The sequence below is a fragment of the Leucobacter chinensis genome, from assembly GCF_019049105.1.
Classification (GTDB): Bacteria; Actinomycetota; Actinomycetes; order Actinomycetales; family Microbacteriaceae; genus Leucobacter_A; species Leucobacter_A chinensis.
Genome location: NZ_JAHQZR010000006.1, coordinates 71,170 through 89,953, shown reverse-complemented (window position 1 = coordinate 89,953; position 18,784 = coordinate 71,170). Strand labels below are relative to the sequence as shown.

The window sequence follows — 18,784 nt, the reverse complement described above, 5'->3', positions numbered from 1 at the left end:
AGAGATAAGCCTGGGTGTTAACGTTCTAGTCGTTGCCGAGCTCTGCGAGTCGCGACTCTTCGTCGGCTCGAATACACGAATCGACCACAGCATCGAGCGCACCATTCATCACGTGATCAAGGTTGTAGGCCTTGAAACCCGTGCGGTGATCGGCAATACGGTTCTCAGGAAAGTTATATGTACGAATGCGCTCTGAACGATCCATCGTACGAATCTGGCCAGCACGGTAGGCACTTGCCTCGGCAGCGGCTTCTTCCTGCTTGCGAGCGAGCAGTCGTGCGCGAAGCACACGCATGCCCGCCTCACGGTTTTGCAGCTGGCTTTTCTCGTTCTGCATTGCAACGACGATGCCGGTCGGAATGTGCGTGATGCGCACGGCCGAGTCAGTCGTGTTCACCGACTGACCGCCAGGGCCTGATGAGCGGTACACATCGATTTTCAGGTCGTTCTGCTGAATGTCGACCTCTTCAGGTTCATCAACCTCGGGGTACACGAGCACGCCCGTCGTTGAGGTGTGAATGCGGCCCTGCGACTCGGTCACGGGAACGCGCTGCACGCGGTGCACGCCACCCTCGTACTTGAGGTGTGCCCACACCCCCTGCGAGGGGTCTTGAGCGTTGCCCTTGATGGCAACCTGCACGTTCTTGTAACCGCCGAGATCGTTCTCGTCTTTCTCAAGAATCTCGGTCTTCCAGCCCTTCGACTCTGCGTAGTGCATGTACATGCGCAGCAGATCGGCACCGAAGAGCGCCGACTCAGCGCCGCCCTCACCACCTTTGATCTCAAGAATGACATCGCGAGCGTCGTCGGGGTCACGCGGAATCAGCAGGCGACGAACCTTCTCCTGAGCCACCGCGAGCTGCTCTTCGAGCACGGGCACCTCTTCGGCGAACATGTCGTCTTCTTTCGCAAGTTCGCGAGCCGCTTCGAGATCGTCACCGAGCTGTTGCCACTGTTCATAGGCTGCCTTAATTTTCGACAGCTCTGCGTAGCGACGGTTCACGCGCTTGGCGCGCGCCTGGTCGCTGTGCAGCTCTGGGTCAGCGAGCTGCGTTTGCAGGTCTTGGTGCTCTTCGAGAAGCGTATGCACCTGATCAAACATGATTCTCCTTGAATTCTCTCTCGGTGTGCTGTCGGGGCGGGCCTACGCTACAGCGCACCCTGCGACTTCTGCAGCAGTGTGAGAAACTCAGCGTTTGACTGGGTCTTCTGCATGTTCGAGAGAATGGCCTCGCTCGCCTGGCTCTCTGGCTGCGCGCCGAGCGCACGGCGAAGCTTCCAGGTCGCATCAACCTCCTGGCTGGTCAGGAGCGTCTCCTCGTGACGCGTCGCCGAACCGTTGAGGTTCAGTGCGGGGTACATGCGACGCTCAGCGAGCTCGCGCGAGAGGCGAAGTTCGCTGTTTGCCGCGGTGCGCAGTTCCTCGCAAATGACCTCGTCGGCACGTGAGCCGGTCTCGGTCAGTACCGTCGCGATAATCGTGAGCGATCCGCCGTGTTCGACGTTGCGTGCTGAACCGAAGAGCTTTTTTGGTGCTGCGAGCTGTGAAGCGTCGATGTGGTTCGAGTGGCCGCGGCCCGAGCTCTGCGTCGAAGCGTTGTAGGCGCGGCTCAGTCGCGTGAGTGAGTCGAGCAGCACGACCACGTCGTGGCCAAGCTCAACGAGACGCTTTGCTCGTTCGATGGCGAGTTCGGCGACCGTGGTGTGGTCGTCAGCGGCACGGTCGAAGGTCGAGGCGATGACCTCACCCTTCACCGTGCGCTGCATCTCGGTGATCTCTTCGGGGCGCTCGTCAACGAGCACCATCATGAGGTGGGCATCGGGGTGGTTCGCCGACACCGAAGCCGCGATCTCTTGCAGTGCGACCGACTTGCCAGAGCGCTGTGCGCCAGCAACCAAAACACGCTGGCCCTTGCCGATCGGTGCCACGAGGTCGATGACTCTCGGGGTGACCTTGTCAGCGGTGGTCTCGAGACGCAGGCGGTCGACAGGGTGCAGCGGCGTGAGCTCGGCGAAGTCAATACGCTGCATGTCTTCGGTCAGGGCCGCACCGTTCACCGAGTCAATCTTGACGATTGCGTTGTACTTCTGGCGCCCGCCGTTGTCATTCTCGGCTGGTTTGCGGATCGAGCCAACGATCGCGTCACCTTTGCGCAGGCCGTAGCGCTTCACCTGACCGAGCGAGACGTACACGTCTGAGGGCCCAGGTAGGTAACCCGAGGTGCGCACGAAAGCGTAGTTATCGAGCACGTCAAGAATGCCTGCGATCTGCAGCAGCACGTCTTCGTCAGTGAGCTCGGGATCGATGAGATCTTCGTTCTGCTGGCCGCGGCGCTTGCGGTCGCGCTGGCGAGTACGGCTGCGTGACGACTGCTGGTCGTCGCGGTCCTGACGCTGACCCTGGCCCTCGCCCGGCTGCTCGTTCTTTTCGCTCTGCTCCGACTTGTCGTTCTTGTCGTTCTTCGCGTCGTTCTTATTGCCACGACCGTTCTGCTGGCCGTTGTTCTGCTGACCGCCGTTCTGCTGCGCGTCGCCCTTCTCGGCGTCATCCTGTGACTTAGCGCGACTGCGCGAACGAGTGTTGCGACGGTTATCGCTCTTTGCCTGCTCGTCGGCGTTTGCCTGCTCGCCCTCAGCCTTGGCATCGGCCTTAGCGGCCTCGGCGGCTTCAGGGGCCTCGGCGGTATCGGCGTCGCCCTTTTGCGCGGCGTTCTTTGCCGCGGCGCCCTTAGCGGCTGCACTCTTCGTGGCCGCACCCTTCGTGGTCGAAGCGCGGCGTGACGAGGTCTTGGTCGCGGCTACCGCTTCCTGGCTCTCTGCCTCTGGGGTTCCCTCTGCCGCTGCCGCGGCGTCCTGTGCCTCAGCCTTCGCAGTCGCGGTTGTAGCACGGCGCGTGCGTTTGCGGGGAGCTTCTGCCTCGGCAGCTGCCACAGCCGGCTCCTCAGCCTTGTCTGCTGCTGGCGCCTCAGCAGTTGCCTCAGTCACGGCCTCTGCCTTCGCGGCTGGCTTGCGCCGGCGTGTCGCGGGCTTCTTCGCCTCAGGCTCGGCCTGAGTCTCGGTGCTTTCAGGCGCTGCCGGGGTCACTGCTGCCACGGTTTCCGTCGCGGCAGCATCGGCTGCGGGGGCTTCAGCTGCTGGTTCGGCAGCCTTCTTACGCGCACGAGAAACCCGCTTCGGGGCTTCTTTCACTGCGTCTTCGGCAGCTTCAGGAGCTTCGGCCTTCGCGGCCGCAGCTTTCGTCGTCTTAGCCGGAGCGGCTTCGACAGCGGCTGCTTCGTCGGCCTTCGGCTGCTCTGCTTCAGCGACCGTCACTTTCTTCGAGGTAGCCCGACGCGGTGCGCGCTTCGGGGCCGTTACGCCGTCGCCAGTCTCGGGCGTTGCTGAAGATTCTGGCGTTTCCGGTGATGTTTCGTTGGAGTTCTGCTCCACGGTGATCCTTTCGGGGGTGCATGCTGGGGAGATCGCTGTGTTCGATCTGCAACTACCATGTGCATGCGCTGTTTGCCCTATATGCTGGGCGGGCATGACACCGCAACGCGTTCTTCGCGTGATGCGATGGGGAAATGGTTGTTCCGGTGAGCGAGTGCTCTCAGTACTAAACCTGTTCTACTGTAGCACCCAACGTGTCAACCGCAAGAAGCTTTCGTTCCCAGGTTGCGTCATGTGCTTTCACGAGGGCCGCTGCCTCAAGTCGTTCAGCTGGCCCATTGCACAGCACGAGGATCGACGGGCCAGCACCCGAGACCACGGCAGCGTGGCCCGCGGCACGCAGAGTGTCAACGAGAGCTTTCGTGCGCGGCATCGCGACACCGCGGTAGTCCTGGTGCAGTCGATCTTCGGTCGCTTCAAAGAGCAGTTCCGGGCTCTGCGTGAGGGCTGCGACAAGCAATGACGAACGTGAGAGGTTAAACACCGCATCGGCGTAAGGCACCTGCTCAGGCTGCAAACTGCGGGCGAGTTCGGTCGACATTGTGAACTCTGGCACGAGCACGAGTGGCGACACTCCCCTGTGCACCGAAAGCTTCTTCGATCGAGGGCCTTGCTCGTTCGTCCAAGCGATGGTGAGGCCACCGAACAGGGCTGGAGCGACATTGTCGGGGTGCCCTTCGAGCTCGGTCGCGAAGGTGAGCAGATCGTCGGCGCTCAGCTCGACGGAACCTTCCAGTAAACCGGCCGCGGCCATGACTCCAGCAACGATGGCTGAGCCCGAAGAACCCATGCCCCGGCTGTGCGGAATACGGTTTACCGTCGTGAGGGCCATACCGGGCATGTCGCGCCCAAGGCGCTGATAGACGTGGGCAATTGAGCGCACGATGAGGTGCGACTCGTCGGTCGGGATGCTCTCAGCGCCAATACCCGTGACCGTTACCTGAAGCCCGGGCTCGCTGAGCTGTTCAACGGTGAGCTCGTCGCCAACAGACAACGCGATGCCCATGGTGTCAAAGCCTGGCCCAAGGTTCGCGCTCGTTGCGGGAACCCTCACGTGAATGCGTTTGGTCACTGGCACGTGTCTCTTCTTTCAAGTCTTGAGGCCGTTTCACTGAACGGCCGTACTGGTCATGACCCACCGCAAGCATCACTCGCAGCGGCGAGTCACAACTGCTTAGTTGCCCTCCATGCGCAGCACGCTTGTGACGTGCCGCACAACGTCGCTCGCGTCAAGCGCGCGCACGGTTGCAGCGAGTGCCGCTTCGCGCGCGGTGTGGGTACCAATGACCAGCGTAGCGTTTCTTGGCCCATCACCGTCACGTGAAGATTTACTGGGGGCCTGCTCCACGCTCGCGGCGCTGACGCCCTGCTCGGCAAGAATACCTGCGACAGAGGCGAGCACGCCTGGCTCATCGGCGACCTCGAGCATGATGAGGTACCGGGTGTAGACGTCTTCGACCGGCAAAATCTCATACTGCGCATGGTTCGACATCTGAATGCCCGGCCCTCCCGCGACGTGCCGTTTCGCGGTCGAAACGAGGTCGCCCAGCACCGCACTCGCGGTTTCAACCCCGCCAGCACCCGCACCATAGAACATGAGTTCTCCCGCGGCCTCTGCCTCGACGAAGACCGCGTTCTTGCCCTCATGCACTGCGGCAAGCGGGTGGTCACGGTTGATGAGGGCTGGGTATACCCGTGCAGAAACTCCGAGGCTCCCGTCGGGCGCTTCGACTCGCTCAGCAATTGCGAGCAGCTTGATGACCTGGCCGGCATGCTTTGCCGTCTCGATCTGTTCTGCCGTGATCGCCGTAATGCCCTCGCGGTGCACGGCATCGACCGGCACGTTCGTGTGAAAGGCCATCGAGGCAAGAATTGTTGCCTTCTGTGCGGCGTCGTACCCCTCAACATCGAGTGTTGGGTCGGCCTCAAGAAAACCGAGCTCAGCAGCGACCTTCATCGCGTCCTCGGCGCTGTCGCCAAAGCGATCCATGCGGTCAAGAATGTAGTTCGTCGATCCGTTCACAATGCCGAGCACACGCGTGATGTGATCACCAGCGAGGCTCTCGCGAAGCGGCCTCAGAATAGGAATGGCGCCGGCGACGGCGGCCTCATACGTGAGCTGCGCACCAACGCGCTCAGTTGCTTCTGCGAGCTCTGCGCCACACTCGGCGATGAGCGCCTTGTTCGCGGTCACCACGTCGGCTCCAGCCTCGATGGCCTGCAAAATCAGCGTACGAGCGGGCTCGACCCCTCCCATGAGCTCAACAACAATGTCGGCACCGAGCACGAGCGTTTCGGCATCGGTTGTGAAGAGTTCACGCGGCAGCTCGACGTCTCGATGAGCATCGATGTCACGCACGGCAATACCTGCAAGCGTGAGGCGCGCGCCCACGCGTGCGGCAAGCTCATCGCCCTGCTCAATAATGAGCCTGGCTACCTGCGATCCAACCGATCCTGCTCCGAGCAATGCCACTCGAAGGTCTCTGTACCCGTTCACTGGGGCTCCATTTCTGTCACGTAAGGGGAGGTTAGGAGATCACGCTCTGCGCAACGAGGTCGGCCTCTGTTTGGCCTCGCACGATGAGCCGTGATGCTCCGTTGTGCACGGCGACCACGGGTGGCCTCGGCACATAGTTGTAGTTACTTGAGAGCGCCCAGCAGTACGCGCCCGTTGCCGGTACCGCAAGTACGTCGCCCGGCTGCACATCGCCCGGCAGCCATTCGCGCTCGATGAGCACGTCGCCTGCCTCGCAGTGTTTGCCAACCACTCTCGTGAGGATCGGTTCTGCCGTGCTGAGACGCGAAGCAATACGTGCGACGTACACCGAGTCGTAGAGCGCGGGCCGAGCGTTGTCGCTCATACCGCCATCGACGCTCACGTAGAGGCGCTCTGCTGCGCCCTCGTCTTGAGGGTCTGCGTCGGTCAGCGTCACGGGTTTCGTGGTGCCGACCGTGTACAGGGTCACCCCAGCCGGGCCGATGATCGACCTTCCCGGTTCGAATGACATGTGAGGAATCTTGAGGCCGTATTCGGCGCAGGTCACGGCCACCGCATCAGCGATGAGGGCCGCGAGCGCACCAATCTCAGGCGCCTCTTCAGCTTCTTCAGAGGTGTAGGCGATGCCAAAGCCCCCGCCAAGGTTGAGCTCAGCAACCGTGCCTCCGGCTTCGAGCTCGGCATACACGCTGAGCAAGCGTCTTGCCGATTCGGCAAAACCGTCGGTCGCAAAAATCTGCGACCCGATGTGGCAGTGCAGTCCTCGAAAATCGAGTGAAGCATACGAACGAATCTCAGTGGCGAGCGCGGCGGCCTGAGTAAGCGGCACACCAAATTTTTGATCTTCGTGGCTCGTCGCGAGGTAACTGTGGGTCGAGGCGTGAACACCGCTGTTCACGCGCAAAAAAACAGCCTGCCTCGTCTTGGCCGCCTCGGCCGCCTTCGCGACGCGTGCGATTTCTTGGGGACTATCGATCACGATCGATCCGACGCCAGCTTCGACGGCGCGTCGAATTTCGGCGTCAGACTTGTTGTTGCCGTGAACGCCGATACGTGACGCGTCGACTCCCGCAGCAAGCGCGACCGCGAGCTCTCCCCCCGTCGCAACGTCAACGCCGAGGCCTTCTTCGGTAACCCACTCGGCGATAGCGACAGCCAACATCGCTTTCGATGCGTAGTACACCGAAACCTCTGCCCCATGACGCCCAAACGCACGTTCGAACGCCTCGCGGGTCTCACGGGCCCGGGTGCGTATTTCGTACTCATCGATCACGTAGAGTGGCGAGCCGTACTGCTCAACGAGCTCGCCTGCTTTCACTCCTTGGAGTTTGAGCTGACCGCACTGGCTGCCGCGACGCGCGGTTGAAGGAAAAACGCGGGTATCAATGTCTACGCGGGTTTCAGCGGTCATCAAGAGGCCTCTCGCTCGATAATGAGTCATGAATAAGGTTCTATCGAGCCGCCAGAGAATGGTGAGTTCTTCTGGCGAGCGAGCCCGGATTGACCCCTGAAGCCATTCGAACGAGGTTTGCGCCTCGAAACAACTTGATAAGGCTACCAAATTCCCAAAGCCCCGCGGGAATGTGTGACAGATCGTTAGTTACAGCTGCCTGGTTCTTGGAGCGTTTCGTCGACTCCGATTCGTGGGTCGGCAGAGAGCGTGACCGAGAGCTTTTTGGTCGTCGAGAGCGAGAGCCCTTCGAGTTGAACCCCCGCGGGCATATAGCTCGCAACACAAACATCGAGCCCATTGGCGAAATCAGCAAAGAGCGGAAAGTCTGCGAGCTGGTCGACACCGAGCGACAAAATGCCCGCCGCGTCGACCGCGATCGGTTCAATATGGAGCTGATGATCGACCACAGAGGGTGCAAATGTTACAGAAACCGGAACTTTTTGCCCGAAGAGCGAGAGCTCATTATCAATCGAAAGCTGGTCACCATCAATGACGAGCCGCTGCCCCACGCCCTTACTCAGCGTCTTCAACACTTCGGTCAACTCTTGCTCGGTAAACGTTGCCGTGAGCGTCGTTTCACCGAGTTCGTGCTGCGTGACATCTCTCGGGAGTTCACGAGCGTTCGCGGTGACCGAGGCACGAATGCCCTCGGCGAACGGGACGTTCTCGGCGCTCATCTGAACCTTCGAAAAAGTTCCGAAGATGACCTGGGGCGTCAGATACCCCGAGACCTCAACGTCAACGGGATGGTCTTCGCTCAGCCCCACAGCCTCACGAGCAAGATCGGCCATCGTCTTCGGCACGACCTGGCGCATTACCAGCTCGGTTCCTCCGAGAAGGAGGGCGAGGATCGAGACCGTCGTGACGGCCGCGATCCACCCCCTCTTTTTGGTACGCTTCGTGGTCATCACATGCGCTCTGGCGCGCTCACGCCAAGCAGGTCGAGACCGTTGCGCAGCACGATACCGGTGGCGTCGTTGAGCCAGAGGCGCGTACGATGCAGATCTTCAACGGGAGCATCGGCGAGGGGGATCACGCGGCAGCTGTCATACCAGCGGTTAAACGACGCGGCAAGCTCTTCGAGGTAGCGTGCGATGCGGTGCGGTTCGCGCAACTCGGCCGACCAGGCCACGATGCGCGGGTACTCCTGCAGCTTGCCGAGCAGGTCGTTCTCGGTGTCGTGCACGAGCATCTCTGGCGCGAAGGCGCTGCGATCGATGCCAGCTGCCGCCGCGTTACGGGCAACGGCCTGTGAACGAGCATGCGCGTACTGCACGTAGAAGACAGGGTTGTCGTTCGTGCGACTGCGCAACTGCTCACCGTCGAGCGCGAGTGGCGAATCAGCTGGGTAGCGCGCAAGCCAGTAGCGCAGCGCGTCAGAGCCAAGCCATTCGAGCAGGTCGTCGAGCTCAATAATGTTACCTGCGCGCTTCGAAAGGCGTGCGCCGTTGAGATTAACAAGCTGACCGATGAGCACCGTGATGTCGGTCTCGGGGTTATCGCCAGCGGCACCCGCGATCGCCTTGAGACGACCAATGTAGCCGTGGTGATCGGCGCCGAGCAGGTAAATCTTCTCGCCGAAACCGCGATCCATCTTCGACAGATAGTAGGCAGCATCGGCGGCAAAGTACGTGAAGATTCCGTTGCCGCGGGTAAACACGCGGTCTTTGTCATCACCGAAGGCCGTCGTGCGCACCCAGGTCGCGTCGTCTGCTTCGTAGACGTGGCCCTGCTCACGCAGGCGCTCCATCGCGTTTTCGATCGCGCTCGGCGCACCATTCTCGCCCGGCGCGTGCATCGTGCGCTCTGAGAAGAACACGTCGAAGTGCACGTTGAACCGCTCGAGTGAGTCTTTGATCTCGGCGAGCTGCAGCTGGTAGCCGATCTCGCTCGCTTCGGCGAGTGCCTCGTCACGCGGCAGGTCGCCGAGGTCGGGGCGCACCTCGATGATGCGCTTGCCGAGGTTTGTGATGTATTCGCCCGGGTAAGCGTCTTCGGGGGCCGGCTCACCGAGGGCTGCTGCGAGAACCGAGCGGCCGAACTTATCCATCTGGGCACCGGCGTCGTTGATGTAGTACTCGTTCGTCACCTCGGCACCCGCGGCACGGAGCACCCGAGCAATCGAGTCACCGAGCGCCGCCCAGCGGGTGTGCCCCATGTGCAGCGGACCGGTCGGGTTCGCCGAGACGAACTCCATGTTGATGTTGTGGCCAGCGAGCACGTTGCTGCGGCCGTACGCTTCGCCCTGTTCGACGACAAGCTTGGCGGTTGCGCCCGCGCTCGCCGCGTCAAACGTCATATTGATAAAGCCGGGGCCGGCAACCTCTGCCTTGGCAATACCGTCGAGCTCCGCGAGCTTTGCGGCGATACCCTCGGCGAGTTCACGCGGATTCGTGCCAAGACGCTTCGCGAACTTCATCGCCACGTTTGAGGCCCAGTCACCGTGATCGCGGCTCTTCGGTCGCTCGAGCTGCACGTCGGCCTCGGTTACCTGGATGTCACTGCCTCGTGAGGCAATGACATCGGTCACGATGGTGAGAAGTGCTGCTTGAAGATCTTTCGGTGTCATAGCTCAATAGTCTACTTCGATTCGGGAACCCGCGGCGCTCAGCTCGCAAGCAGCAGCCGTGCCGAGCATTACGCACCGGCCACTGCGGTGCGCTAAGCTTGAAAAGTTGTAACGACTTGCCTCCGTAGCTCAGGGGATAGAGCGCCGGTTTCCGGTACCGTAGGTCGGGGGTTCGAATCCCTCCGGGGGCACGCAATGAGCGATGTTGTAACCCGGGCCTGAAGAAACAGGTCTTGGGTTACAACATCGCTCTTCTTATTGGCGGCGGCGAGCTGGTCGGCCCAGGTGATGGCCTGCTGCTTCGTGGTCTCGTCGAGGATGGTCTCAAACGGTGCGGCGGTGTCCACACTGAGGGTGTCGTCTTCATTCAGGTAGATGCGGGTAAAGAAGGTCTGGTTCGCGAGGCGCTTGTTCTGGTCGTCGCAGCGCTCGTACACAGCGGCGAAATCTCGTGCGAGATCAAGGGCTCCGTCGATGAGGTCTCGGGCTCCCTGGTAGTCGTTGTGGTGCTCAGCGATCTGAGCCTCGATCCCGTCAAGTTCTGCTCGCAGCCTGGTCTGGAACTTCTTCAACTGGTCCAGCGTGAGCGCCTCGGCCAGGTGTGCTTCCAGGAGCTTGTCCTGCTCAGCAAGGATCTGCTTGCGCCGATCAGTGAGGTCTCGGACGGACTGGTTAGTGCCCGCGGTCAGTTGGTCGAACTCGTGCATCAGCATGCCCCGCAATGCGTCGGTCATCGCTGGCGTGAGGGTGATGCGCTGGTAGTAGTCAGAGACGAGCTTCTCAACCCGGTCCATCGGCGCATACGGCATGTCACAGGTCGTGCGCTTGTTGTTGCGGCCCAGACAGATGAAATACGGGTAGATGTTGCCGTGCCGGTTCTTGGCGTGGATGATCGTCATCCGCTGACGACACCTTCCACAGAACAAGGTGCCCTTCAGGTAGTGGTCATGCTTTTGCGTGCGGACCCCGGACTGGGCGTGGGAGCGCAGAACGGACTGCACTTGATACCAGACTTCTGGCTCAACGAGCCGTTCGTGTGCCCCGTCATATCGGACACCCCGGTAGACGACATCTCCCTTGTAGTACGGGTTTTGCAGCATTCGATGCACGCTCGAAAGCCCCAAAGGTCTCGCAGGGCGTTTCGGGGTTGGCACAGAGCGCAGGCCCTTGTTCGTGAGTTCGATGCGAAGCTTGGCGAGGCTGTAGTTTCCCGATGCGTAGGCGGTGAACGCCCACTTCACCAGGCGCGCCCGGTCGGGGTCTTGTTTGATGCCACGCACTTCGCGGCCGAGTTCGTCGCGGTGCAGGGTGTTGAGGTAGCCGATCGGGGCGCGCATCGGGGTGCCGCCGGTGGATGCCTTCTGCACGAGGCCCTTCATCACCTCGTTGGCGAGGTTGACGGAGTAGAACTCCGCGATCGAGGACATGATGCCGTGAAGCAGCATCCCGGATGGGGTTTCGTCGATGTTCTCTGTCGCGGAGACAAGTATGACGCCTGCTTCGCGCAGGGCGAGGTGAATCTCGACGTCGTCGGCGCGGTTGCGGGCGAGCCGGTCAACCTTGTGGACGATGCAGTAAGCGACTTTGTGTCGTTTGACGTAGGCGATCATCTCCCGCAGCGCTGGCCGGTCTGCTTTTTTCGCGGACTCGCCTGCGTCAACGAACTCTTTGATGATCGAAGCGCCTAACGATTCGGCCTTGGAGTGGTTTGCTGCTCGTTGCGCGGGGATCGAGAAGCCTTCGTCGCGGCCGCCCTTGGTGGCCTGCTCTTTGGTGGAGACCCGCAGATACGTGACTGCCGGAGCAAGCATGCTCTCGGCGACCGGACTCGATACAGGGGTGAATGTGTCTGTTACATAGGTCATGGCGGGGATCCCTGATTCCTTTCTCCCCGCCACCAGGCATTCTGGGCGGGTTGCGATGTTACCTTCCTTCGCCAGTGCGTTCCCAGTCAGCATCCTGCTTCAGCACCTCCGGACGTACCCGCATAGGAATGGGCTGCGTATCCCGGCGGGCGTGTGCTTCTGCCAGGGTGAACCGCACGAATAGCTCCGTCAGTGCAGTCATGTTCGGGCGGTCGCGATGCACCGCCTGGATTCCGAAGGACCGTTCCGAAGCTGGTGGTTTCCGCTTCGCGGGCTGCTCACCCATCACGGCCACGCTGCTCATCGGCGATCACCTGACGGATCACTGCGTCCTGCTCCGCAGTTCTGGAGGCGACCTGCTCGTCTACGAACGCAAGGAAGTCCTCAATCCGAGCAGTCACGGCACGCTCAGCAGTGTCAGGCTCCTCCCACCCTTCTGATTCGCCTCCCGGCCAGGCGGTGATGCGGGTGGGGCGGTCACGGTCCAGGCGTGTCCCGGAAATCGTGACCCAGTCGCGGAGGCGTTCGCGGGCGATAGCGAAGTCGTGGTGCCAGGCGAGGGCCTGGTTGCCTTTGGCTTGTGGGTCGAAGCAGAACAGCCAGTGTTGCCTGAGCGCTGACAGCTCCCACAAGAGTTCCGGGTGGCGGTGCCACATCGGAGGGATCACCTGTGCGGGGAGACCGTAGGTGTGGCGGAGCCAGTCCACCCATTCGTTGAGTTCGAGGAGTTCGTGTTCGAGGTCGCTGGGTGGGAGGGTGCGCCAGTTGATCGGGCGTGGCACTTGCCCGAGGGCTGCCGCGAGGTCGCTGACGTAGGCCTGTTTCGCGAGCTCGCGCATCTTTTCCTCCACGCCGGGTGGGAGGTCGCCGAGATCCGTCCCGTCGAAGTCTGGCCCCGGCGCATCCGGGGTCGGTTGTCCACTGTTCATCGTCTACTCCTGAGTGTGAAAGACGCGCCGTCGCTGCTGCGGCGCGAGAGAGCGAAGAGAGGTGGGTGCGGCGACCTGGCGGAGGTGTGAGGATGGTCGCCGCACCCGGCGTGGAAACCCCACGGGTTAGCGGGCAACGGCCTCGCGCTCCGTCGAGCCCGTGGCGGATGCGGCGGGTGGTTCAGGGTCCAGGTCTGCTTCACGCTGCGCGAGCACCTGCTGCATCTGTTCCCGGCCAGGGGCTTCGTGCTGCGGTGCCTCGCGTTCGGGTGCTCCGCGGTCGACGGTGTAGCGGGTGATGTTGTTGTCGTGCCCGATCCGGGAAGCGACGAACTGCTCCCGCTCCATGCCGTCGTCGCCGGTGTAGGTGCGGGTTTCGCCTTCGGCGATGAAGTTGTCGCCCTTGCGGAACTGCTCGTGTGCGAGCTCAGCGGACTTGCGGAACATCACCAGGTCGGTGAACTCCGGGTCGAGCTGGGTGAACGTGCCGTCCTGTTCGAACCGGGCCTGAGGCTGCCCGACGCGCATGTAGACGCGCGCGTCGCCGCTGCTGGTGAACGTCAGCTCCGGATCGGTGGCGACGAACCCTGCGAGGGACTGTTTGGTGCGGATGCTCATCAGCGGGTACTCCTATCGGTTCACCCCTGCACAGGACATGAGGGGGCTACCGGATAGGTACGGGCCGTGATCGTGTCGACTGGACACCACGACTTTAGGATTAATAAAGTAGTTGCATGAGTGAAAACAAGTTCTCTGTTGAAGATGCAACTCGTCTGGTCGCCGTGGGTGAGAAGGCTGCGCAGGATGCGCGGAGAGCCACGCGATGGTTCCGTGTCTTCGTAGTCATGCAGGCCGCGTATGCGCTGGCCTTTACGCTTTCGCTTGACATTGTCAAGGTGAACTATTGGAAGGCGTTCGCACCGTTCCTGCTCGTCACGCTCTGTATCTGGATGATCGCGTTCCGCTATCGCGAGTCGATCCCGCGCCACGGCCTGCGGAACATGGGCATCGCGGTGGCGACTTGGTTCGCGCTTTACACCCTCATGCTTGACCCCGCGCTGCAATTGTTTGGTCTGTCTTCGCCGTGGTGGTGGGTGCTCGCCGGAGTCGTGTCGATCACCCCGATCTTGGCATGCCTGTTTGCGAGCTCTCGCCGATGAGTCATCCCCGCAAAGACCTCGACACCCTCATCCACTCCCCCGTGCGGTTCTCGTTACTGGCCGCGCTGCGGAACCTGGAAGATGTGGATTTCAGATTCCTCGCAAACCTCCTGGAGGTGAGTGACTCCACACTCTCGCAAGCCATCACCGTGCTCGCAGATGCTGACCTGGTGACCGTGCGTAAAGAAACCGTGGGCAGACGCACGCGCACCTGGGTTGGCATCACCACGACCGGGCGTACCGCGTTCGAACGGCACCTTGCCACGCTGCAGGCCATTGTCGGCTCAGGTATCCCCGGCTCTTCAGGCAATAAAGGCAACGGCGGACAAGCCGCGCCTCTGGACAACCAGGAGATTCCCAATGACACCCCGCTTAGCTAGCGCCGACGACCTCCCCACGAGCGCAATCAGTCTTGCTGCTGCGTTTGAACATTATCCGTGGACGCGCCACGTGATTCCTGAAGAGAACTATCATCAGCGGCTACACGATCTACAGTTGCTGTATCTCGAGTATGCGCACATGCATGGGATCGTCGCCGTGGTGGGCAACGGCGAGGGCGTGATCGCGCTCCTGCCGCCCGATGCTCCCGAACCCGACCCAGGGATGATCGACGAGATCGTGCGCTTGCACGGCGACCGGATCGACAGACTCGACCACGCTGACTTACCTACTGATCCACCGACAGGAGCATGGCGGCTCGAAACTCTTGGCGTGCTTCCCAACTCCCAAGGCAGCGGGATCGCGTCTGCCCTGTTGTCGTTCGCGCTGGCTGAAGCGGCCCGGCGAGGCGGTGCATCAGTGGAGCTGGACACCTCTGATCCTCGCAACGTCCGCCTGTATGAGCGGCACGGATTTCAAACCATCACCCATACCGGCGTGGGCGGAGGACCTCCGGTGTGGAAGATGAGGGCGAACTTCCCTCATGCGCCAGGCAAGGGGTGTTCACCAGAAACAACGGCTGCCGAAGCTCTGAGTGCGTATCTGGCGGCTACGAATACGCACGACTTTGACCAGGTCGAGAAACTTCTCTCCTCTGATGCCGTCTATTTCTTCGGTGACGCAACCTGCATCGGCCTCACACAGGTGCGCGACTACTTTGAACGCACCTGGGCGATGATCCCCGATGAGCACTATTGGGCCGAAAAAATCCAATGGGTTACAGACGCCGATCAAGCAGCTGTGGCGACCTATACCTACCACTGGAAAGGCGCCATAGAAGGCGAGATGCGCTCCGGTGCCGGGCGTGCCACGAACGTCTTCATGCGAACCGAGCACGGGTGGCTACTCACGCACGAACATCTCAGTTCCCTGCCATCCGGAGATCTACGTCAGGAAACAGACGCATGAGGACGCTGTATGTGGTCACCCACCCCGAAGCCACACACCACGTCAACGGTTTAGTCGGAGGCTGGTACCACTCCGAGCTCACCGACCAAGGGCTACAAGCGGCTGACCGGATCGGTGCCGCACTCGCAGCACGAATCCCACCCGGGGAAACTGTCGAGTTGTATTCATCAGACCTGCGGCGCACCGCGCAGACCGCCCAGGCCATCACCAACTATCTGGGCATCCCAGCGGTGGTCGATGCGCGGCTGCGGGAGAAATCTTACGGAATCGCGGAAGGGAAACCGCAGTCATGGCTCAATGTACGCTTCCGCACGCCACCTCGTACCGGTGAACGGCTCTGCCACAATGAGGGGATTGCAGGAGCAGAAACCATGCACGGGTTCGCAACCCGCATCTACGAAGCCATGGACGAGATCCTCGACAAGCCGTGCGAACACCAGGTCATCTCCACTCACGGTGGAGCACTCACCTTTGTCGCAGCCGCGTTCTTGCGCCTGCCCATCGACGCTCTCCAGCACATGCGGTTGCGCGCGGAGCCAGGAGGCATCACCGTGCTGCGAGAAGACGATTATTTCCACAACCGCACCCTCGTCGAACTGAACTCAGCGCTACTGCAGTAACCCTGAGAAAGAGGGCTTCCCGTCACCGTGATCCGCCCTGCAATGCCTGTTCGACGCTCTTGCGATCGGCTCGTAGTTGTTTCCCGTCGGGGCGTGCTGGCCATGGGCGGAGGTTGGTGATGATGGGGCGTGCGGTGCGGAGCATCACGACACCGGTCCCGAACGGGAGGGTCCGCAGTACGTCGGGTGGAAGGATCGGGACTCGACGGATTGAACGCTGCCTGGAATGCGCACCGTACGCGTCGGTGGTGATGGAGTCCGTGGTTTCGTCGCGGTCGCCGATGAGGGTGGCGAGGTCCTGGAGATCGCGACTGTTGGATGCTCCGCCGAGGATGATCTTCACGATCGAGGCGTCCCAGATCGCGTTCGCTTGGTTCTCGCCCCACTTCTCCCGCGCCTGCGCGAGCGACTGCAGCACGGGAAGGGGCGTGATGCCGGTGCCGCCACCTTCCGCCATCAACGTCGGCAGTGACGGGAGCGGGGCGAGGTTTCCGATCTCATCCAAAGCCAGAAGCAACGGTGGGTCCATGCGTGCGCCTGGTGAGCGTGCGGCGATCTTCCTCGCGGTCTCGACGAGGTCTTCGATGAATGCTGCCACCAGCGCAGACGATGCGCCCGCCCCAGCGCCGGTAGCAAGGAGATAGAGCGTCCCATTGCCGAGGAGGAAACTTTCGGGATCGAATTCCTCACCCGGTGCGGGGCTGACGGCATCGAGAACGCGGGGGTCTGCGAGGGCGGAGAACGCGAGGGAAACTCCCTGCCAGATGGAGTCGCGGGTGCGAGGATCGGCCTGCACCATCGCATCCAGCGAGTCTGCCCACCCTTCCGCTGCCCCCGCATGCGACGAGAGGACCCGGACTGCGTCTGCTGCGAGGGTGGGGTTGAGCGCCCATTGATAGAGGGTCTTCGCATCGCGTCCGTCGAGGGCTGCCGCGTGGAGGAGGCCTTGGATTGCGGCGGTGGTTTTTCCTTCCCAGAAGCCCGCGTCTTGGACCCCGCCGAATCCGGTCGCGGTGGCGAGGCCTTTCGCGCGGATCATCGCCGTCAGCGGGTCCTGACAGCCCCGCACGGGAGACCACCGCATCCCTGAGGGCAGGCCAGGGGCGAGTTGCTGCGGGTCGAACACTGCCACTGGCCCTTTCCGTTCCCTGGCCTTCATCGTGGCGGTGAGGTTGTCGGGACGAGTGCTGGTGGTGATGACGGCTCCTGGTGCGTCGAGGATCGCGTTGATCACCACATGTAGGCCCTTTCCGGAACGGGGCGGGCCGATGAGAAGGATTGAGTCTTCGACCGTTGCCCACACCTGCCCGCCTTTCGCCGTCCCGAGCAGATACCCGACCTCCTCTGGCCTGGGCTTCTCGGTGAGTGACGGGCGCAGTGTGGCGGATTTCTTCACGAGAGCTTTCGCGGAGGCGACCTGTGCGACTTCACCCGCAGTTGCCGTTCCCGCGAGACGGTGCGGATCCGTCTTCGACCGAGACCGGTAGATCGCCCGCGCGACGAAGAACCCTGCCGCACCCAACAGGCCAAGGAACACGAACACGACCATCCAATAGAGAACGGGGTTGAGCCCCTCAGCGCCGAGCGCCGCCCCCGGATCTGTCGGGTGCGCGAGCACCGCGAGCCCGGAGGTGAACCCACAGGTTGGCTCCGGCAGGCCGGTCAGGAACGCAGTTACGGAGCCTGCGATACGCAGGAGCCCGGTGAACGCGGCGGCAGTGACGAGCGCACCGAGTGCGAGGTTGATGAAGAGATCGTTGGCGGGTTTCGCCTGTACAGGTCCAGACACGACACAGCACCTTCCCGACCCCAGAGGCGGAAGAAGCGGGGTCAAGAGAACAGGTACGGGCCAGAGTTAGTCGATGGTTTGGACCGACGTCGTGCCCGAGATGCGCCCCAACAGGACAATCTCGTCCCTCACAGTGAACTTTTCGCCTTGATCGATCAGGGCACGGGCATTCCCGGTGTGATCTGCTGATGAGTGACGAAGTACGATCGCTACGGCGACATCCTCACCGGGGACGAACCCTTCTGCTGTGAACTCCAACAAGCTCGGAACCGACACTGGTGCTCCGGCTGTTTCGGGCGGAGCGAACGGAGATCGAGGCTGCGGAGCGGGTGGCGTGAGGATGTCAGCTCGGATACTGCCATCGAGTTCCCGCACCTCCACCCTCGTCCGCGTAGCAAACCGGGCGACGAGCTCGGTCACTGTTGCAGCGATCTCACTACGGGTGATCGGGGTGGCGGCAAGTTTGTCGCCGTTGACCGTCACGACCAGGCTCGTGTCAGAAACCGCTTCGAGAAGGATCTGCGGCAACACCGCAGGCACGACCCGCGGAAGGCTCTCGCTGAAGGTCGGGGTGTCGGGTTTGCGTGCGCGGAGGCGTCGTCGAAGGTTCATGCCAGGAAGGTGCGATCTGGCCCCGACCGGCCCACGTCTCCGCGATCGACCGCTTCCATCGCTAGGGCTTCTGCGCGCTCGGCTAACTGGTATGTGTTCTTCGCCCAGTTTTCGGTCACGCGCAGCAGTTGCTCGTAGTCATCGGACGCGATCTCGCCCTCACCGATGGTCATCCACGGGTACGAACCATCCGTACTCGGCACGTGGACTTCTGATTCCCACGACCAGGAGGTCGGAGCCCTTTCGTCGTCTCGCCAGTCGGTGCCGGTGTACAGCTCGGTGACCGCGAACCTCGACGCGTGTCCCTCGAGCGGGTAGAAGACGTAGTGGCCAGCACCGAACGTCACCGGGTCTTCGAACGCGAGAAAGACATGCTTGTCGTACCGGGTACCGAGGCCACTCATTCCGTCGTGCAGAGCCATCATGTTCCGGGACAGCTCCTCTTCGGTGAGCCTGCCCGGTGCACCCACGACTGCTGGGGAGCTTTGCTGCGACTCGAACTCCTCGTCCACGA

Annotated in this window: 16 protein-coding genes, 1 tRNA gene and 1 pseudogene; 5 read left to right on the top strand and 13 right to left on the bottom strand. The window is 62.0% G+C overall.

What is annotated here, in order from left to right:
• Nucleotides 1–25: 25 nt before the first annotated feature.
• The 7 genes from prfA to argS all read right to left on the bottom strand — a co-directional run bounded on the left by prfA (nucleotide 26) and on the right by argS (nucleotide 9,948).
• Nucleotides 26–1,102, bottom strand: coding sequence for a peptide chain release factor 1 (gene prfA / locus KTJ78_RS07590; protein WP_217134192.1), 1,077 nt, complete (start codon nucleotides 1,100–1,102; stop codon nucleotides 26–28).
• Between the two features lie 47 nt (nucleotides 1,103–1,149).
• Nucleotides 1,150–3,429: a transcription termination factor Rho gene (rho, locus tag KTJ78_RS07585; protein ID WP_217134190.1), complete on the bottom strand. Its 2,280-nt coding sequence runs from the start codon at nucleotides 3,427–3,429 to the stop codon at nucleotides 1,150–1,152.
• A gap of 166 nt (nucleotides 3,430–3,595) precedes the next feature.
• Entirely contained in the window at nucleotides 3,596–4,501 is a 906-nt protein-coding gene (gene thrB, locus KTJ78_RS07580) for a homoserine kinase (RefSeq protein WP_369808028.1), read from the bottom strand.
• 102 nt (nucleotides 4,502–4,603) lie between these two features.
• Nucleotides 4,604–5,926 (bottom strand): homoserine dehydrogenase, encoded by a 1,323-nt coding sequence (locus KTJ78_RS07575; RefSeq protein ID WP_217134186.1) that lies wholly within the window; start codon nucleotides 5,924–5,926, stop codon nucleotides 4,604–4,606.
• 31 nt (nucleotides 5,927–5,957) lie between these two features.
• Complete coding sequence (gene lysA / locus KTJ78_RS07570; RefSeq protein WP_369808027.1) at nucleotides 5,958–7,367, bottom strand: diaminopimelate decarboxylase; 1,410 nt, start codon at nucleotides 7,365–7,367, stop codon at nucleotides 5,958–5,960.
• A gap of 155 nt (nucleotides 7,368–7,522) precedes the next feature.
• On the bottom strand, nucleotides 7,523–8,287 hold the full coding sequence (locus tag KTJ78_RS07565) for an LmeA family phospholipid-binding protein (protein ID WP_217134184.1): 765 nt from the start codon (nucleotides 8,285–8,287) through the stop codon (nucleotides 7,523–7,525).
• Nucleotides 8,287–9,948 carry an arginine--tRNA ligase gene (gene argS / locus KTJ78_RS07560; protein ID WP_217134182.1) on the bottom strand — a complete coding sequence of 554 codons (1,662 nt, stop codon included), beginning with the start codon at nucleotides 9,946–9,948 and terminating at the stop codon, nucleotides 8,287–8,289. The genes KTJ78_RS07565 and argS overlap by 1 nt, the downstream gene beginning before the upstream one ends.
• A 118-nt stretch (nucleotides 9,949–10,066) precedes the next feature.
• Between argS and KTJ78_RS07555 the strand changes: the two genes are divergently transcribed.
• Nucleotides 10,067–10,139, top strand: a tRNA-Arg gene (locus KTJ78_RS07555).
• 627 nt (nucleotides 10,140–10,766) lie between these two features.
• Here the strand turns inward: KTJ78_RS07555 and KTJ78_RS13925 are convergent.
• From KTJ78_RS13925 to KTJ78_RS07535, 3 genes and pseudogenes are all read right to left on the bottom strand, one after another.
• Nucleotides 10,767–11,759, bottom strand: a pseudogene (locus KTJ78_RS13925) (recombinase family protein); the annotation flags it as partial.
• A gap of 332 nt (nucleotides 11,760–12,091) precedes the next feature.
• A complete protein-coding gene (locus tag KTJ78_RS07540) occupies nucleotides 12,092–12,742 on the bottom strand; it encodes a hypothetical protein (protein ID WP_369808026.1) in 651 nt (216 codons plus the stop codon).
• Between the two features lie 126 nt (nucleotides 12,743–12,868).
• Nucleotides 12,869–13,360, bottom strand: a complete 492-nt coding sequence (locus tag KTJ78_RS07535) for a single-stranded DNA-binding protein (RefSeq protein WP_217134180.1) — start codon at nucleotides 13,358–13,360, stop codon at nucleotides 12,869–12,871.
• A gap of 116 nt (nucleotides 13,361–13,476) precedes the next feature.
• Between KTJ78_RS07535 and KTJ78_RS07530 the strand changes: the two genes are divergently transcribed.
• From KTJ78_RS07530 to KTJ78_RS07515, 4 genes are read left to right on the top strand one after another with little or no spacing between them, the layout of a single operon-like run.
• A complete protein-coding gene (locus tag KTJ78_RS07530; protein WP_217134179.1) occupies nucleotides 13,477–13,902 on the top strand; it encodes a hypothetical protein in 426 nt (141 codons plus the stop codon).
• Nucleotides 13,875–14,282 (top strand): transcriptional regulator, encoded by a 408-nt coding sequence (locus KTJ78_RS07525; protein WP_369808025.1) that lies wholly within the window; start codon nucleotides 13,875–13,877, stop codon nucleotides 14,280–14,282. Before KTJ78_RS07530 ends, KTJ78_RS07525 begins: the two co-directional genes overlap by 28 nt.
• On the top strand, nucleotides 14,263–15,249 hold the full coding sequence (locus KTJ78_RS07520) for a GNAT family N-acetyltransferase (RefSeq protein WP_217134175.1): 987 nt from the start codon (nucleotides 14,263–14,265) through the stop codon (nucleotides 15,247–15,249). Before KTJ78_RS07525 ends, KTJ78_RS07520 begins: the two co-directional genes overlap by 20 nt.
• Nucleotides 15,246–15,869, top strand: coding sequence for a histidine phosphatase family protein (locus KTJ78_RS07515; protein WP_217134166.1), 624 nt, complete (start codon nucleotides 15,246–15,248; stop codon nucleotides 15,867–15,869). The genes KTJ78_RS07520 and KTJ78_RS07515 overlap by 4 nt, the downstream gene beginning before the upstream one ends.
• 22 nt (nucleotides 15,870–15,891) lie before the next feature.
• Here KTJ78_RS07515 and KTJ78_RS07510 read toward each other — a convergent pair whose 3' ends face one another.
• The 3 genes from KTJ78_RS07510 to KTJ78_RS07500 all read right to left on the bottom strand — a co-directional run bounded on the left by KTJ78_RS07510 (nucleotide 15,892) and on the right by KTJ78_RS07500 (nucleotide 18,782).
• Nucleotides 15,892–17,658: a TraM recognition domain-containing protein gene (locus tag KTJ78_RS07510; RefSeq protein ID WP_217134165.1), complete on the bottom strand. Its 1,767-nt coding sequence runs from the start codon at nucleotides 17,656–17,658 to the stop codon at nucleotides 15,892–15,894.
• A gap of 66 nt (nucleotides 17,659–17,724) precedes the next feature.
• Entirely contained in the window at nucleotides 17,725–18,270 is a 546-nt protein-coding gene (locus tag KTJ78_RS07505; RefSeq protein WP_217134162.1) for a hypothetical protein, read from the bottom strand.
• A complete protein-coding gene (locus KTJ78_RS07500) occupies nucleotides 18,267–18,782 on the bottom strand; it encodes a hypothetical protein (protein WP_217134160.1) in 516 nt (171 codons plus the stop codon). The genes KTJ78_RS07505 and KTJ78_RS07500 overlap by 4 nt, the downstream gene beginning before the upstream one ends.
• Nucleotides 18,783–18,784: the final 2 nt, after the last annotated feature.